Raw genomic sequence first — 15,642 nt, forward strand, 5'->3', positions numbered from 1 at the left:
GAACAATTTGGCGGCCAGAGGAACGTCCGCCGCGCTCCGAATCAGGTTTGCACCCCGGTTTTTGCGGTTCAGACTTTGCGCAACTGGCCCGGATCGACCTGTTTCACCGCAGCCAGCGGACGCATCGGCACAAAGCCCGAGTCGTCGGGGGCGGATTGCGCGGCGCGCACGCTCTTGGCGTCGATCTCTTCGTTGAAGGCTATGCCGCAGCGGTTGCCCTGAACCCAGGCGACCGATCCCGCCACCCAGCCGACATTGCGCAGCTCAACCTCCAGCACCATGCCGGCCGCTACGCGCATATCGCCTTCGGCCATCAAACCGCCGCTGGAAAGATTGCGAATCTTGACCCGATGCACCGGATCACGGTCGCTGATACGCAGACAGGCCAGCATGAACAGGCTGTCGCGGTTGATCTGGCGTTGCTCGTCACCGGCCATGGTTGGCTCACTTCCCGCTGCCGTGGCCCGGCCCGGCATGGATCGATCCAGACCGGGACGGGCGCGCTAATTCACAACAAGGTATTAACGCAAAATGGCAAATAAAGCGTAAATCTATCCGGTAACTTGCGGATATGGCCGTCAATCGTCGCGTGATACCCGTTCACGACGTTCATGGGCTTCCTGCGCCTCGACCGTCATGGTGGCGATCGGACGGGCGATCAGGCGGCCAAGTCCAATGGGTTCGCCGGTGACTTCACAAAAGCCATATTCGCCTTCCTCGATGCGGCGCAGGGCCGAGTCGATCTTGGAAATCAGCTTGCGCTGGCGGTCGCGAGTGCGCAATTCGATGCCCCAATCGGTTTCCGACGAGGCGCGGTCATTCAGGTCAGGTTCGCGCAGCGGGCCTTCCTGCAACTGGCTCAGCGTGTCGGCCGCCGCGCTCAGGATCAGCTTTTTCCATTGTTGCAGCAGCCGGCGGAAGTAGTCCAGCTGTTCGGCGTTCATGTATTCTTCGCCGTCGGACGGGACATAATCACCGGCCAGCGACCGTCTGGCCTTGACCAGCACATCGATTTCGTCTGCCAGACCACTTGCCATTATAACCCTCCGAAATCCATCCGCGGGATTGATAAGCATCCCATTCTATCGCCCGGCCTATAGTTTGCCCCCTGAAGGTCCACAAGCGGCAAAGCCGATCTGCGACAGCTTAAACCACCGCAAAATTGCGAATAGGGCGCGCCTTGCCCATGTTTTGGTGACAAGGTCATGACATGACCCCGGCAGTGGGCGCAGTCGCGCGGCAATGGCGCGCGACACGGGCGACAGAAATTACCGCGCCATTTACCACTTGTTATCCAACTTGCGACAGCTTGAGCCTCATGAACGGGAAATGGGGAACTTCGACATGGGATACAACTGGACACAATCGCAGGACCATCTGTTAGCCGCCTCAGGCCATCCGGCATCGGGCGAGATCACCGGCCTGATCGCCAATTGCCTGATCGCGGCCAGTCAGGGCTGCGTGGATGCCTATTTCGATCTGGGCGTGGCCTTTTCCACCGGCAGCCATGGTGCGGTGTGCGATCTGATCGAGGCGCATAAGTGGTTCAATCTGGCCGCGGTGGGCGGGCATGACGAAGCCGCGCATTGCCGGGCCGAAGTATCCGAAGAAATGACCACGCGCGATATTGCCGAGGCCCAGCGCCGCGCCCGCGCATGGATCGCCACGACCACCCGCCGCGCGGCCTGAATTATCCGCCGCGCCGGAAAGGCGTTCTGGCTTCCAGAAAATTCTGATCTGCGGCAATGCCTTCGCGCTCGCGCCGCAGGAAATCCTCGACCGCGCGGCGAAAACCGGCATGGGCGATGAAATGCGCCGATGTCGTGCGCACCGGCGCATAGCCGCGCGCCAGCTTGTGCCCGCCCTGCGCCCCGGCCTCGACCCGGCGCAGGCCCAGCGCGATGGCCGCATCGATCGCCTGATAATAGCACAGTTCGAAGTGCAGGAAGGGCTTGTCGACAATCGCCCCCCAATAGCGGCCATAGAGGCAATCGCGCCCGATGAAATTGAGCGCGCCCGCCACCGGATGATCCTCCACAAAGGCCATCACCAGCAGGATTTTGTCGGCCATCCTCTCGCCCAGCAGGTCAAACGCCGCGCGGGTCAGATAGGGATGGCCCCATTTGCGGCTGCCGGTGTCCTGATAGAATCGCCAGAAGGCGTCCCAATGTTCGGGGCGAATCGCATCGCCCGTCAGCGCGCGAATCGTCACGCCATCCTGCGCCGCGCGCCGCTCCTTGCGCAGATTCTTGCGCTTGTCCGACGACAGCGCGCCCAGAAAATCATCAAATCCGGTATAACCGGCATTGGCCCAGTGAAACTGAATGTCATGGCGAATCAGCCAGCCCGCGTTCTCAAACGCCGCCACCTGATCCGGTTCGATAAAGGTGGCATGGGCGCTCGAGAGCCCGGCATCGCGGCACATCTGCTCGGCGGTACGAATCAAGGCGGGCATCAATTCGGGATGCCGCGTCAGCAATCGCGGGCCGGTGGCGGGGGTGAAAGGCACCGCAATCTGCAATTTGGGGTAATAATCGCCCCCTGCCCGCTCCCACGCATCGGCCCAGCTATGGTCGAAGACATATTCGCCCTGGCTATGCGTCTTGACATAGGCGGGCAGAGCGGCGGCCAGATGGCCCGCCCCGTCATGGATCGTAATAGGCGCCGGGGTCCATCCCGTCCCCTCGCCCACGCTTTGCGAATCCTCCAGCGCGGAAAGGAAAGCGTGGGAGACAAAGGGATTGCCCCCATCGGTCAGCGCGTCCCATTCCCGCGCCGATAGGCCGGACACGCCGGGCTGCACATGCGCGGTATAGGGGGCTTCGCTCACGCCAGACCATCTCCTTCGGCGATCAGCGCGTCGGCATGTTCCAGCGCCACCTCGCGCTGGATGGCGCGGCGCACCGTCCATGTGGCGATGGGCCACGTTTCGCGCCAACGCGCAACTGTATCATGGGGCAGACCGCGAATATCCACGGCGAGAAACTCTATTTCTGCGGCAGAAAACCGGCGCGGCATCAACCATTTCGCGCGCCAGCCCGACATGTCGCGCGACTCCAGCACCATGCCGCGCACCACGTCGGGCGCGTTTTGCGCAAACCAGCGCGGCGCGCGATGGTCGAAACTCATGATGGCCACCGGCCCGACGTAATCGGCCAAAGCGCGGGCGACGCCCTCGCACAAAGCCGCCGGATCCTCGCGCTTTTCCACCTTGATCTCGATCAGCAGCGGGACACGGCCCCCCACCAAGTCCAGCATCTGAACCAGCGAAGGGATCACATCGCGCGTGCCCCCCACCGGCAGGCGCGAGAGCACCTCCATGCCGTGATCCTTCACCGGCCCCCGCGCATGGGTCAGCCGGTCCAGCACGGCGTCATGAAACACCACCACCGTGCCGTCGCCCGCCAGCCGAACATCGCATTCGATGCCATATCCGGCCGCAATCGCGCAGGTGAAGGCGGAGAGGGTGTTCTCCGCCCAATGGCCAATCCATTGTCCGCCGGATCGGGCCATATCATGCAGGCCCCGATGGGCGATCACCGCCCCGCGCAGCCAATCGGCCCTTTCCGTCATCCTCAGGCCTTGATCGCCACGATAGCGTCCACCTCAACCGCCGCGCCCAGCGGCAGAACCGGCACGCCCACCGCGCTGCGCGCATGCTTGCCGGCGTCGCCAAACACCGCGACCATCAGCTCGCTGACGCCATTGGCAACCTTGGGCTGGTCGGTGTAATCGCCGGTCGAATTGATGAAAGCGCCCAGCTTTACAATGCGCTCAACCCGTTCGAGGCTGCCCAGTGCGGCCTTCAACTGGGCCAGAATCATCAACCCGCAGGCGCGCGCGGCGGCATAGCCTTCCTCGGTGGAAACATCTTCGCCAAGGCGGCCCTTGACCAGAGCGCCGTCGATAAAGGGCAATTGCCCCGAAACATGGGCCAGGCCACCCGCCTCGACCACCGGCACATAGGCCGCAACAGGCGCCGCCGCGACCGGCAGGGTAAGGCCCAGTTCGGCCAGACGAGCTTCAACAGAATCAGTCATTGGTGTCTCCATGCAGTCGGGCTTTCAGCCAAGGCAAAGCGCTGGCCCAGTCATCGATGCGGGCGTGAGCATGGCCTTGGGTGAAAGCGCAAGTGATATGTGGGGCCAGCAGAGGCTCGCCGCAAAGATGCAGGCGCGAAACATCGGGCGTCACCTCAAAGGCGGAACCGTGATGCTGGGCGATATCGTCGATGAACACCGCGCGGCTGGGGCGGTATTCGTCGAGGATCGCGCGAATCGCGGGGCCTTTGGGGCCTTGGTTGGTAAAGACGCGGATGTTCAGGCCATGATCGGCCAATTGCCTTGTGCGGGCCTCTTGCCGGTGATCCTCCAGATTGGTCAGGATCACGACATCGGCATCCTGTGCCAATTGCGTCATGCCCTCGATCGCGCCCGCGATGGGCGATTGGCGGTGCATTTCGGTGTCGAAGAAAGCGCCCAGCAGGCGCCACATCTCCGGCCCCGGCACGGCGCTGCCATCGCCGTAATGCATCGAGCGCGAGAAATCATTGCCGTTCATGGTGAAGGTGACGCCCTGCGTCTCGCCCAGCCAGTCGCGGAAGGGAGCGATCATGTGCAGCAGCACCTCGTCGCAATCGGAGATGATAAGCGGGCGCGCCATCATGCCCCCCAATCCGCATCGCCCATCGGCGCGGCCAGTGCGGCATGGGCCTTTTCCAGTGCCTTGGGCGGCACACCCAGCGCATCGGCGCAGGCAAGAAGGTCAGGTTCGTGGCTCAAGACAAACTCCAATATCGCGGCCAGCACCACGCGCTCGCCGATTCTTTCGCGCAATTCCTCCGGGCTGACGCCGGTCAGCGCCAGCAGCCGGTCGGCATGATCGTCATCGGACAAGACCCAGCCCAATGCGGCCAGAGCCAGCCCTTCGGCCTCTCCATCATCTTTTACCATGCGCAGAATTGTCAGCCCCCTTGATAGGTCCTAGAGCCTTGGCCCGAACGCATTACGATCACAGGCAGGCGCATGGCAAAGCGAATTATGGTTGTCGAGGACAATGACCTCAATCGCAAGCTGTTCTGCGATGTTTTGAAGAGTCAGGGCTTTACCGTCGAGCCGGTGGGCGATGGGCTGGAGGCGCTGGACAAGGCGCGGGCCTTTGTGCCCAATCTGATGATCATGGACATACAATTGCCCAATATTTCCGGGCTGGAGCTGATCGAGGGGGCCAAGGCCGATCCCTTGCTGCGCATGATCCCCGTGCTGGCCGTCACCGCCTATGCCGGAAAGGGCGACGAGGACCGCATCCGCGAGGCGGGCGCCGACGGCTATCTGGCCAAGCCGGTGTCGATCGGGCCATTTATGGCGGCGGTCAAACGCCTGCTGGAAAACGCGCCCGCTTGACATTTGCCGCACGCCGCCCCTTTTGCGCCGTAATTGTCGGCCAGAGGGCCTTCATCGCATTTGCATAAGGAATCTTGCATGGACCGCGCCGCCACCAGCGAAAAGATCGCCGCGCTGATCGAGCCTTTCAACAAGAAGGGCATCGCCATTTCCGACGCCACCAGCTTTGCCGGCGATCTGGAATTCGACAGCCTGACGGTGATGGATTTCGTGGCCGCCATCGAGGACGAGTTTGACATCATCATTTCGATGAACCAGCAGGCCGAAATCGAAACCTATGGCCAGCTCGTCGACGCCGTGGTCAAGCTCAAGGGTTGAAGATGACTGATCTTTTTTCCAAATTCGACCCCCTGATCCAGATGCGGACGGATCTGCTGTCCACGGGCGTGACCGATCCTTTCGGCCTGGTGATGGAAAAGGTGATCTCGCCCACGGTGGCCATGTGCAACGGGCGCGAGACGATCCTGCTTGGCACCTACAACTATATGGGCATGACGTTCGACCCGGACGTGATCGCCGCGGGCAAGCAGGCGCTGGACGATTTCGGATCGGGCACCACCGGCAGCCGCGTGCTGAACGGCACCTATGCCGGGCACAAGGCTGTCGAACAGGCGCTTTGCGACTTCTACGCCATGGATCATGCCATGGTGTTCTCGACCGGCTATCAGGCCAATCTGGGCATCATCAGCACGATCGCGGGCAAGGGTGATTACATCATCCTCGACATCGACAGCCATGCGTCCATCTGGGACGGGTGCAAGATGGGCGATGCCGAAGTCGTGCCTTTCAAGCACAATGACATCGAGGCGATGGAAAAGCGCCTCAAGCGCATTCCCGAGGGCGCGGGCATTCTGGTCGTGCTCGAAGGTGTCTATTCGATGCTGGGCGATATTGCGCCGCTCAAGGAAATGATCGCCATCGCCAAGAAATATGGCGCGATGGTGCTGGTGGACGAGGCCCACTCGATGGGCTTTATCGGCCCCAACGGGCGCGGCGTGGCCGAAGAGCAGGGCGTGCTGGATCAGGTCGATTTCGTGATCGGCACGTTCAGCAAATCGGTCGGCACAGTCGGTGGCTTCTGCGTTTCGAACCATCCCAAGTTCGAGATCATGCGCCTCGTCTGCCGCCCCTATGTGTTCACCGCCTCGCTGCCGCCCAGCGTGGTGGCAACGGCGGCGACCAGCGTGCGCAAGCTGATGCATGCCGCCGACAAGCGCGCGCATCTGTGGGAAAATTCGCGCGTTCTGCATGGCGGCCTGCGCGAACGCGGGTTCAAGCTGGGTACCGAAACGCCCCAGTCGGCGATCATCTCGGTCATCATGCCCGACCTCGAACGCGGCGCGGCCATGTGGGAGGCGCTGCTGCACGAAGGTCTCTATGTGAACCTGGCGCGGCCCCCGGCAACGCCGGCCGGCATGACGCTGCTGCGCTGCTCGCTGTGCGCCGCGCATTCGGCCGAGCAGGTGCAGACCATTATCGGCATGTTTGAACGGGCCGGTAAGAAGGTTGGGATTATTTAAGGGGTTAAAGGTGCGAGGGTCTAGACCCTCGCGCTCCCGTTACTGTCTGCGTTGCGCATAGGGTTCGGCGTTTTGTGTCGGACGCGGCGTTGAAATGAAAAAGCCTGCGGCGCCTTTGAACGCGCCGCAGGCTTTTTCATTTTATCTAGATTACGCCCCGCCGCCATCAAAGCGCCACCCCATTATCGGGATTGCAAAGGGCCCCCGCCCTTTGCCCGCCAGAGGCAAACCTTCACTTCACCGAAGCCAACGACTCCATCGTCACCCCGGTGCATTCGTCGGCCGCGCCTCCCTTGTGCCCGCCCAGCATCGCGGCGGCGACAAACCCGGCGACCACCAGCACGACAAACCCGGCGACCGCCATGCCGAGATACTTGTCGATCCACGCCTTGATCGGCGCGCCGAACAGGCGGAACAACACGCCCACGATCATGAAGCTGATCGAGCGCGAGATCACGCTGGCCAGCAGGAATTTGGCGATGGGCATGCCGATGAAGCCCGCCGTGATGGTGATGAGCTTGAAGGGGATCGGCGTCGCGCCCTTGGCGATAATGGCGATAAAGCCCGCCTCGCCGCGCAATTTGCAGGCGGCATAGGGGAAGCTGGCGGTCAGATGCAGCGCATCGAGCAGCTTTTCCCCCACCATCGCAAAGGCGAAATGACCGATGGAATAGCCCAGCAAACCGCCCGCCACGGAAGCCAATGTGGTTATAATCGCATAGCGAATCGCGCGTTCCGGGCGCGCCAGACACATCAGCCCCAGCACCGGATGCGGCGGAATGGGGAAAAAGCTGGCCTCGACAAAGGCGAAGAGGGCGAGCCAATATTCGGCAAATGGCCCGGCGGCCTTGCCCATCGTCCAGTTATACAGGCGGCGAAGCATCTGAATTCCCCTTCTATCCGTGGCGATGCTTAACCAGCACAGAGCCTCTGGGCAAGCGTGGATCAATAACCCATTTGGCACTTTTCCATTGACATCGTCACGCTCAATGGGTACATACAGGGAACATCGCGAAAGACCGAGTCGCTCCCGGCCGCGAAAACCTTCAAGCAATGGATCAAAACTATGGCGGACAATCCCAAGTCCCGCCGTCAGGGTGAACTGACGGCGCCTCCACGGTGCGCCCATGCCGGATGGAGCGCAATCTTCTTGGCCGAACTGGCCGCAACATCGAATGTGACGGCATCGGCGGCCAAGGCGGGGGTTTCCACCCGTCTGGTCTATGACACGCGCCGCCACGATGCCGAATTTGCACGCGCCTGGCGCTCGGCCCTTTGCGAAGGGTATGATGCGCTGGAAATGGCGTTGCTTTACCGCCTGCGGGTGGGCGAGTTGAAACCGGCAACCGGCGCCAAACGCGCCACGCGCAGTTTCGACAATGCCACCGCGCTGCGCCTGCTGGCCGCCCACCGCGAAACAGTGGCCCGCGAACGCGCCATCCGCGAGGAGGAGGACGCCGATGCGATCCTCGCCTCGATCAATGCGAAGCTGGAAAAGATGCGCGAACGCTGGCTGGCGGCAAAGGATGCCACCCATGAGGAATAAGCCGCCGCTGCTGGAATGCCTTCTGGCCCAGCCGACAGCGCAAAGGCTGGCGGCGCTGGCCGTGCTGACCGGGGCCGAGCGTGCCGAATTGCGCCACCATTGGGAGCTTTGGGCGCGCCCCGAACAATTGCCCCCGCGCGGCGACTGGCGGATCTGGCTGGTGATGGCCGGGCGCGGGTTTGGCAAAACGCGGCTGGGGGCCGAATGGGTCCGCCGCGTGGCCGCCGACCATCCCGATGCACGGATTGCTTTGGTGGGTGCGTCTCTGGGCGATGCCCGCGCGGTGATGGTCGAGGGCGAGAGCGGCATTCTGGCCTGCTCTCCCCCCCGCCGCCGCCCGCGCTTTGAACCCTCGCTGCGGCGGCTGGTCTGGCCCAACGGGGCGCAGGCGACGATTTACTCGGCGGGCGAACCCGAAAGCCTGCGCGGGCCGCAGCACAGCCATGCCTTCCGGACAGGCGCAAAAGGAGTTCTACGTCAACGAGGCCTTCGCCATCACCGATGCGCTACTGCATTGCGCGATCGAAGGCACGGCGACCACCCCGCCCGCATCGCCGGTTGACGGCCAGAACTGGAGCATCGGCACGGGCGCTACCGGGGATTGGGCCTCGCATGTCGGCCAGATCGCCTGTCGGCAAAGCGGAAACTGGATTTATGTCACGCCCAAGGACGGCATGAGGGTTTTCGACCGATCCTCTGGCCGTTCATGGCTTTACACTTCCGGCTGGAAGATTCCTTCCGCAGTGAGCGCGCCCACCGGCGGCTCGACCGTGGATTCGGAGGCCCGCGCCGCCCTCAGCCAGTTAATCGCCGCGTTAAGGCTGGCGGGCATTTTGCCTTAAGGCGCCATACAGAGGCCAAAATGCCGCAATTCAAGAATTGAAATTGCCTCACCTGTGGCAAATTTGCAACGATCCTAAGTATTTCTCGGCTTGCACGCCTGTAAGCGAGGGGTTAGACCTGCGCGCAATTGGTAGCCTCTCACTCGCACAAGGGGAAAACAAATGCGCAAGATTGCCTTGGGCTTGGCGCTGGCATCTACTGCCCTCGCTACGCCGGCACTGGCCAAAGACAAGACCTGGTACGTCGAAGGCGACGCCGGTGCTGTCATCGTCGAATCCAACCCGCTGGGCAACGTCACGAGCGGCGCCGCTCTTGGCAACATCAAGTCGAAGCTCGGCTACGACTTCGGTGGCATCGTCGGTTACGACTTCGGCCCCTTCCGTCTGGAAACCGAAGCCAGCTATCGTCGCGCCCGGACCAAGTCGTTCGAAGCCGCCAATGGCACGATCTACACCCATAGCAACGGCCAGGTCGGCGGTGGCACCGGTGCGCTCAGCTTCATGGCCAACGGCCTGCTCGACTTCGGTCCTGACAATGGCCTTCAGGGCTTTGTCGGCGGCGGCGTCGGCGTGGCTCGCGTCAAGAGCTACAACGCCACTTCGGTTGCGGCTTATAACGTTGATGATTCGGCCACCGGCTTTGCCTGGCAGGCTCTGGCTGGCGTGCGCGCGCCGATCAGCAAGCACTGGGATCTGGGCCTGAAGTATCGTTACTTCAACGCTCCGGGTGCAGACCGTTTTGTGGGCGTGACCGGCAACACCCTGTCGGAAAAGTTCCACTCGCACTCGCTGCTGGCGACGCTGACCTACAACTTCGGTGGCGCTGAGCCGGTTGCCCCGCCTCCCCCGCCCCCTCCGCCGCCCCCGCCGCCCCCGCCTCCGCCGCCCCCTCCGCCGCCTCCGCCGCCTCCGGCTCCGGTGTGCAACAAGGGTCCCTACATCGTGTTCTTCGATTGGGATAAGGCCGACATCACCCCTGAAGCCTCGTCGATCCTCGACAGCGCCATTCAGGCCTATGGCAATTGCGCCTCGGTTCCGGTCGTTCTGGCTGGTTACACCGACCGCTCGGGCACGCCCAAGTATAACCTGGGTCTGTCGGCTCGCCGTAATGCTTCGGTCCGCGCCTACTTCACCTCGCATGGCATCGCTGACTCGGCGATCTCGAGCCAGGCCTTTGGTGAAGCCAACCCGCGCGTTCCGACCGCCGATGGCGTTCGCGAACTCCAGAACCGTCGCGTGGAAATCACCTACGGTCCGGGTTCGGGCAACTAAGTCCAGCCTTTCAGGCAAAAACGGAAGGGGCGGCGCAAGCTGCCCCTTCTTTTTTGCGTGCATCCCTGGGCAAAGGGCAGTCAATTTGACCTTAGACACAATTAAGGCCGGAACTCCGAAAGGAGCCCGGCCTTAATTGTGTTTGGGAAATGGCAAGCGATCGATTTACTTTACGGCATAGCGCAATTTGTCTTGAAGCCCCGCCTCAGCAAAACCGCCCAGACGCAGACGGCAGCTGTCACACAGGCCGCATGCCGAGCCATCCGGTTGAGGATCATAGCAGGACCAGCTGAGTGCCACATCCAGCCCCAACCGAGCCGCTTCGCGAACGATATCGCCCTTGCCAAGGAATTGGAGCGGCGCATGGATCACAAACTCGCCGCCCTCATCCCCCGCCTTGGTCGCCAAACGCGCGACTTCAGTAAAACCCGCGATGAATTCCGGACGGCAATCGGGATAGCCGGAATAATCGAGCGCATTGACCCCGATGAAAATATCCCGCGCGCCAACCGCTTCGGCCCAGGCCAGCGTCAGCGACAGAAACACCAGATTGCGCGCAGGCACGTAAGTGACGGGAATCCCCGGCTCCAGCCCGTCCTTGGGCACATCAATATCATCGGTCAGCGCCGACCCGCCAAACTGGCGCAGATCGAGCGGCAGCACCACATGGCGCACCGCCCCCAATTCCTTGGCCAGCACCTTGGCCGCATCAATCTCGCATGCGTGGCGCTGGTTGTAATCGATGGTCAGCGCATAGATTTCATAACCGGCCTCACGCGCCAGCCCCGCCGAAACCATCGAATCCAGCCCGCCCGAGAGCAGGACAACCGCCTTGCGGCCTGCGGGAACATCAGTCTGGGTCATATTTCCATCTCTATTGCGGCAAGGCCCGAACCAGCCACGCCACCTTACATCGAAATCGGGAAAAGCCTTGAGCAAAAGGCGCAATCAATGATGATCTGGCCATTTTCATCCCGCATTTCGGCCAATTCGCCCTCGCCAAAACGCGAGAGGATCGAGCGATAATGCTCTTCGCTGCAGCGGCAGCCGCGCTTGAGAGGCGCATCTTCAGACACGCGCACTTCGCTCTCCTCGTGGAACAGGCGCCAGACCAGCTGGTCGAGAGCCAGATCCTTATCCACCAGTTCAGCGTCGCGAGTCGATCCGGCCAGAACGGCAACATGCTCCCAATGCGGGTGGTCCAACTGCACATGCAGTCGCGCGCGCCCTTCCTCACCATCGGGCAAATGCTGCACCAGCAGCCCGCCGGCCACGCAATGGCCGCCCACATCCGATGTCGCCACGCGAATCAGCGTCGGCACCTGCTCGGACTGGATGAAATAGGCCTGACAAGCCTGCGCCAGAGAATCGCCCTCCAGCGGCACGACCCCCTGATAACGCTGCTTGGTCACGGCCAGATCGAAGGTGATCGCCAGATAGCCCTTGCCGAACAGGTCATGCAGAGTCGGGTTCGGCCCCAGCGCGGCCAGACGCTCCTCGTCGTGGCGCGCATAGCCGCGCACCTCGCCATTGCGATAATCGCAAACCAGCAGATCGACCACGCCATCCTGCGTCTGCGCCTGCATGGTCAACTGGCTGTCCTGATCCTTCAGCAAGGACCCCATCAGCGCGCCCAGCACCAGCGCCTCGGCCAGCAGCTTGCGGATCGGCGGCGGATAATCATGGGCCGATTGCACAAGGTCGAGCACGGGGCCGAGCCGAACCGCCCGCCCCCGTGCATCGCGCGACGGGATGGTGAAGTGCAGAACGCAATCCATGCCCGTGCTCACAATTGGCCAAAGGCCCAGCGCAGCACCGATTTCTGGGCATGAATGCGGTTTTCCGCCTCATCCCAGACGACGCTTTGCCCGCTGTCGATCACGCTGTCGCTCACTTCCTCGCCGCGATGGGCGGGCAGGCAGTGAAGGAACAAAGCCCCCGGCGCCGCCTGCGCCATCAGGCCATCATTGACCTGATAGGGCTCCATCGCCTTGATGACGGCATCACCACCGGGCTGGCCCATCGACACCCAGGTATCAGTGACCACCACCTGCGCCCCACGCGCCGCTTCGGCAGCATCCTGCGTAAAGGTGATTTTCGCCCCCAGCGTGCGCGCCTGTTCAACAAAAGCAGCATCCGGCTCAAAGCCCTTGGGGCCGCCGACGCGAATGTTGAACTTCAGCAGCCCCGCCGCCTCGATCAGCGAGTGCAGCACATTGTTGCCATCGCCCAGCCAAGCCATTTCCATGCCGGGCAACGCCACACCGCGCTCCAGCAGGGTGAGCAGATCGGCCATGATCTGACACGGATGCGAGGCATCGGTCAGCCCGTTGATCACCGGAACATCGGCGTAATGGGCCAGTTCCTCGATCTTGGCGTGATCATTGGTGCGGATCATGATCGCATCGACCATGCGGCTGAGCACGCGAGCGGTGTCGGCAATCGTCTCGCCGCGACCCAGTTGCATGCCGCCTGCGTCCATCACGATGGCGCTGCCGCCCAACTGGCGCATCGCCATATCGAAGGACACGCGCGTGCGGGTCGAGTTCTTTTCAAAGATCATCGCCAACACATGGCCGTCCAAAGGCGCATCGGCATCGACGCGCCCCTTGGTCCAGCTGCTGCGCGCCCGCTTGCGGTCGAGCGCGTCATTCAACATCGCGACGACCGCATCCCCTCCCGCATCCGAGAGGTTGAGGAAATGCCGCGCCATCACGCCACCTCTTCAGGTTGATAGCTGGCGGCCGCAGCCGAGAGCTTTTCCATGAACTCGTCGATATGGCTCTCGTCGATCACCAACGGCGGCAGAATGCGCATGGTCTTGTCGCCCGCCGAAACGCAGAGCAACTGGTGATTGTCGCGCAGGTGGGCGACGAAAGGCCGCGGCTCGACCTTCATCTTCAGGCCTAGCATCAGGCCGCGCCCACGCACCAGCTCGAACAGATCGGGATAATTGCCGATGAACTGTTCCAGACGACTGGTCAGCTTGGCGCCCATATCGCGCACGTGGGCCATGAATTCCTCATTGGCCACTGCGTCCAGCACGGCATTGGCCGCCGACATCGCCAACGGGTTGCCGCCATAGGTGCTGCCATGGGTGCCCGCCACCATGCCGCGCGCGGCCTTCTCACTGGCCAGACAGGCGCCCAGCGGGAAGCCGCCACCAATGCCCTTGGCCGTCGCCAGAATGTCGGGCACCACGCCGAACTGCTCATAGGCATAGAACGTGCCGGTACGCGCCACGCCGCACTGCACCTCGTCAAAGATCAGCATCAGATCATGCTCGTCGCACAGCGCGCGCAGAGCCTGCAGGAACTCGTCGCTGGGCACCTTGATGCCGCCCTCGCCCTGAATCGGCTCGATCATGATGCCGCCGGTGTTGGGGCCGATGGCCGCCTTCACCGCTTCCAGATCGCCGAAATCGACATATTTGAAACCGGGCAGGATGGGCAGAAAGCCCTTATGCATCTTTTCCTGATTCGATGCCGAGATCGTCCCCATGGTGCGCCCGTGGAACGCCTCCTTGAAGGTGATCAGCTCGTACTTGTCGAGATTGCCGATGTGCTGATGATAGGCGCGCGCGGTCTTGATAGCGCATTCCACCGCCTCGGCGCCCGAGTTGGTGAAGAACACCGTGTCGGCAAAGGTCAGTTCAACCAGCCGCTTGGCCACGCTTTCCTGATGCGGGCTGCCATACAGGTTCGACACATGCATCAGCGTCGCGGCCTGTTGCTGAATCGCGGAAATCAGCCCTTGATGGCTGTGGCCCAGCAGATTGACGGCGATCCCGGCGGCAAAGTCCAGATATCGGCGGCCATCCTCGCCAATCAGATGGCAATGCTCACCGCGCACCGGCCGAAAGGCGGTCCGGGGGTAAACAGGCATCAACGGCGAAATGGTCATCGATAGTTCCTTTGCATTCCAGAATGGCCCCAGGATTGCGGGGCCGCTCTTCAATCCAGACAATGTTCGGTAGAATATTTCGGCGGAAGCTGAAAACGCGAAATGGCGGCGACCCGAAGCGAATCCTTCGGACCTGCCGCCATTTGCGCGCGTTTATGCTGTCGCCGCCCCCGGGTCAAACCTGTCCTTAAAGGAAATCAGGTTTTAACCCATTGGGGGCCGTGCGTCCTCTTGAAGGCAAGAGGTTCGGGATCAACCCTGACGCGGCGAGAGGTTGACCGCCGAGTACTTGCCTCGTCGATCGACTTCGATGTCGAATTCCAGACGGTCGCCTTCGTTGATTTCACGAAGACCCGAACGTTCGACCGCGCTGATGTGCACGAAGGCATCGGGCTGGCCGTCATCACGCGTGATGAAGCCGAAGCCCTTCATCGCGTTGAAGAACTTGACCGTGCCGGTGGCCTTTTCACCGGTCAGCTGGCGCTGGGGAGCAGCGGGTTCGCGCTTGGCGACCGCGATCACATCACCCACAACCGACAGATCGCTGGCCGACACCTTGCCGCCACGATCCACCAGCGTGAATTCCAGACCCTGACCTTCGGCCAGACCTTCAAGACCGGCGCGTTCGACCGCGCTGATGTGCACGAACACATCTTCGCCGCCGTCTTCACGCTGGATGAAGCCAAAACCCTTTTGAGCGTTGAAGAACTTCACGACGCCCTTGCCCTGGCCAACGACCTGGGCAGGCATGCCGCCACCGCCGCCGCCGCGCGGGCCGCCGAAGCCGCCGCCACCGCCGCCGCCAAAGCCGCCGCCACGCGGGCCGCCGCCGAAGCCGCCACGATCACCGCCGCCGAAGCCGCCGCGATCACGGCCGCCGCCAAAGCGGTCACCGCCGCCGAAACGGTCGCCACCACCAAAGCGGTCGCCACCGCCCATGAAGGGATCGAAACCTTCTTCGCCGAACCCGTCGCGCTTGTCTCGGCCCCTGCCGCGACGCCCTCTATCAAAACCCATAAAACCGAAAGCACCTTCGCTTCGCCCTGATCCAAATCGCGTGGCGCGAGGACGAATCACACCAAACGACAGGGCAAGCAGCCGCGCAAAACACGCGACCCTCTCCTCTGCACTCTCCGGCATATCCTAAATTCCAGGTC

Annotated in this window: 20 protein-coding genes and 1 pseudogene; 8 read left to right on the top strand and 13 right to left on the bottom strand. The window is 62.5% G+C overall.

All coding sequences use genetic code 11. The features are described from left to right. Positions 1 to 68: 68 nt before the first annotated feature. Together BGP00_RS04825 and dksA are read right to left on the bottom strand one after the other, a co-directional pair. Positions 69 to 437 carry a PilZ domain-containing protein gene (locus tag BGP00_RS04825; protein WP_168602966.1) on the bottom strand — a complete coding sequence of 123 codons (369 nt, stop codon included), beginning with the start codon at positions 435 to 437 and terminating at the stop codon, positions 69 to 71. 141 nt (positions 438 to 578) lie between these two features. Next, a complete protein-coding gene (gene dksA / locus BGP00_RS04830; protein ID WP_168602967.1) occupies positions 579 to 1,037 on the bottom strand; it encodes an RNA polymerase-binding protein DksA in 459 nt (152 codons plus the stop codon). Between the two features lie 307 nt (positions 1,038 to 1,344). On the opposite strand from dksA, the gene BGP00_RS04835 reads away from it, so the two are divergent. Further along, positions 1,345 to 1,689 (top strand): hypothetical protein, encoded by a 345-nt coding sequence (locus BGP00_RS04835; protein ID WP_292693000.1) that lies wholly within the window; start codon positions 1,345 to 1,347, stop codon positions 1,687 to 1,689. Between the two features lies 1 nt (position 1,690). Here BGP00_RS04835 and BGP00_RS04840 read toward each other — a convergent pair whose 3' ends face one another. From BGP00_RS04840 to BGP00_RS04860, 5 genes are read right to left on the bottom strand one after another with little or no spacing between them, the layout of a single operon-like run. After that, on the bottom strand, positions 1,691 to 2,830 hold the full coding sequence (locus BGP00_RS04840) for a GNAT family N-acetyltransferase (protein ID WP_292692998.1): 1,140 nt from the start codon (positions 2,828 to 2,830) through the stop codon (positions 1,691 to 1,693). After that, positions 2,827 to 3,573, bottom strand: a complete 747-nt coding sequence (locus tag BGP00_RS04845) for a glycerophosphodiester phosphodiesterase family protein (RefSeq protein WP_292692996.1) — start codon at positions 3,571 to 3,573, stop codon at positions 2,827 to 2,829. Before BGP00_RS04845 ends, BGP00_RS04840 begins: the two co-directional genes overlap by 4 nt. Positions 3,574 to 3,575: 2 nt before the next feature. Next, positions 3,576 to 4,040 (bottom strand): RidA family protein, encoded by a 465-nt coding sequence (locus BGP00_RS04850; RefSeq protein WP_292692994.1) that lies wholly within the window; start codon positions 4,038 to 4,040, stop codon positions 3,576 to 3,578. Continuing rightward, on the bottom strand, positions 4,033 to 4,662 hold the full coding sequence (locus BGP00_RS04855) for an HAD family hydrolase (protein WP_292693153.1): 630 nt from the start codon (positions 4,660 to 4,662) through the stop codon (positions 4,033 to 4,035). Before BGP00_RS04855 ends, BGP00_RS04850 begins: the two co-directional genes overlap by 8 nt. Next, entirely contained in the window at positions 4,662 to 4,952 is a 291-nt protein-coding gene (locus tag BGP00_RS04860; RefSeq protein WP_292692992.1) for a DUF3572 domain-containing protein, read from the bottom strand. Before BGP00_RS04860 ends, BGP00_RS04855 begins: the two co-directional genes overlap by 1 nt. A 72-nt stretch (positions 4,953 to 5,024) precedes the next feature. Here BGP00_RS04860 and BGP00_RS04865 point away from each other — a divergent pair, with 72 nt between their 5' ends. The 3 genes from BGP00_RS04865 to BGP00_RS04875 all read left to right on the top strand — a co-directional run bounded on the left by BGP00_RS04865 (position 5,025) and on the right by BGP00_RS04875 (position 6,922). Next, positions 5,025 to 5,402 carry a response regulator gene (locus BGP00_RS04865; RefSeq protein WP_168602971.1) on the top strand — a complete coding sequence of 126 codons (378 nt, stop codon included), beginning with the start codon at positions 5,025 to 5,027 and terminating at the stop codon, positions 5,400 to 5,402. A 78-nt stretch (positions 5,403 to 5,480) separates the two neighbouring features. Continuing rightward, the gene (locus BGP00_RS04870; protein WP_168602972.1) at positions 5,481 to 5,720 is read left to right on the top strand and encodes an acyl carrier protein; all 240 of its coding nucleotides are present in this window, start codon (positions 5,481 to 5,483) and stop codon (positions 5,718 to 5,720) included. Between the two features lie 2 nt (positions 5,721 to 5,722). Continuing rightward, complete coding sequence (locus BGP00_RS04875) at positions 5,723 to 6,922, top strand: aminotransferase class I/II-fold pyridoxal phosphate-dependent enzyme (RefSeq protein WP_292692989.1); 1,200 nt, start codon at positions 5,723 to 5,725, stop codon at positions 6,920 to 6,922. Positions 6,923 to 7,154: 232 nt separating this feature from the next. On the opposite strand, the gene BGP00_RS04880 is transcribed toward BGP00_RS04875, so the two are convergent. Further along, a complete protein-coding gene (locus BGP00_RS04880) occupies positions 7,155 to 7,805 on the bottom strand; it encodes a YqaA family protein (RefSeq protein WP_168602974.1) in 651 nt (216 codons plus the stop codon). Between the two features lie 183 nt (positions 7,806 to 7,988). Between BGP00_RS04880 and BGP00_RS04885 the strand changes: the two genes are divergently transcribed. The 4 genes and pseudogenes from BGP00_RS04885 to BGP00_RS04900 all read left to right on the top strand — a co-directional run bounded on the left by BGP00_RS04885 (position 7,989) and on the right by BGP00_RS04900 (position 10,582). Beyond that, a complete protein-coding gene (locus tag BGP00_RS04885; protein ID WP_168602975.1) occupies positions 7,989 to 8,468 on the top strand; it encodes a hypothetical protein in 480 nt (159 codons plus the stop codon). Between the two features lie 109 nt (positions 8,469 to 8,577). After that, positions 8,578 to 8,919 (top strand): annotated as a pseudogene (locus BGP00_RS04890) (terminase family protein); the annotation flags it as partial. Next, positions 8,912 to 9,310 (top strand): DUF2793 domain-containing protein, encoded by a 399-nt coding sequence (locus tag BGP00_RS04895; protein ID WP_292692986.1) that lies wholly within the window; start codon positions 8,912 to 8,914, stop codon positions 9,308 to 9,310. The pseudogene BGP00_RS04890 and the gene BGP00_RS04895, both read left to right, overlap by 8 nt. A gap of 162 nt (positions 9,311 to 9,472) precedes the next feature. Next, entirely contained in the window at positions 9,473 to 10,582 is a 1,110-nt protein-coding gene (locus BGP00_RS04900; RefSeq protein WP_168602992.1) for an OmpA family protein, read from the top strand. Between the two features lie 165 nt (positions 10,583 to 10,747). On the opposite strand, the gene queC is transcribed toward BGP00_RS04900, so the two are convergent. The 5 genes from queC to BGP00_RS04925 form a co-directional block, all read right to left on the bottom strand. Continuing rightward, positions 10,748 to 11,446, bottom strand: a complete 699-nt coding sequence (gene queC, locus BGP00_RS04905; RefSeq protein ID WP_292692982.1) for a 7-cyano-7-deazaguanine synthase QueC — start codon at positions 11,444 to 11,446, stop codon at positions 10,748 to 10,750. 44 nt (positions 11,447 to 11,490) lie between these two features. Then, a complete protein-coding gene (locus BGP00_RS04910; protein WP_292692980.1) occupies positions 11,491 to 12,360 on the bottom strand; it encodes an Hsp33 family molecular chaperone HslO in 870 nt (289 codons plus the stop codon). A gap of 8 nt (positions 12,361 to 12,368) precedes the next feature. After that, positions 12,369 to 13,295 (bottom strand): ornithine carbamoyltransferase, encoded by a 927-nt coding sequence (argF, locus tag BGP00_RS04915; protein WP_292692977.1) that lies wholly within the window; start codon positions 13,293 to 13,295, stop codon positions 12,369 to 12,371. After that, complete coding sequence (locus BGP00_RS04920) at positions 13,295 to 14,485, bottom strand: aspartate aminotransferase family protein (protein ID WP_292692975.1); 1,191 nt, start codon at positions 14,483 to 14,485, stop codon at positions 13,295 to 13,297. Before BGP00_RS04920 ends, argF begins: the two co-directional genes overlap by 1 nt. Positions 14,486 to 14,737: 252 nt before the next feature. Beyond that, the gene (locus BGP00_RS04925) at positions 14,738 to 15,502 is read right to left on the bottom strand and encodes a cold-shock protein (protein ID WP_168602997.1); all 765 of its coding nucleotides are present in this window, start codon (positions 15,500 to 15,502) and stop codon (positions 14,738 to 14,740) included. Positions 15,503 to 15,642: the final 140 nt, after the last annotated feature.

The sequence above is a fragment of the Novosphingobium sp. 63-713 genome, from assembly GCF_001898925.1.
GTDB lineage: Bacteria > Pseudomonadota > Alphaproteobacteria > Sphingomonadales > Sphingomonadaceae > Novosphingobium.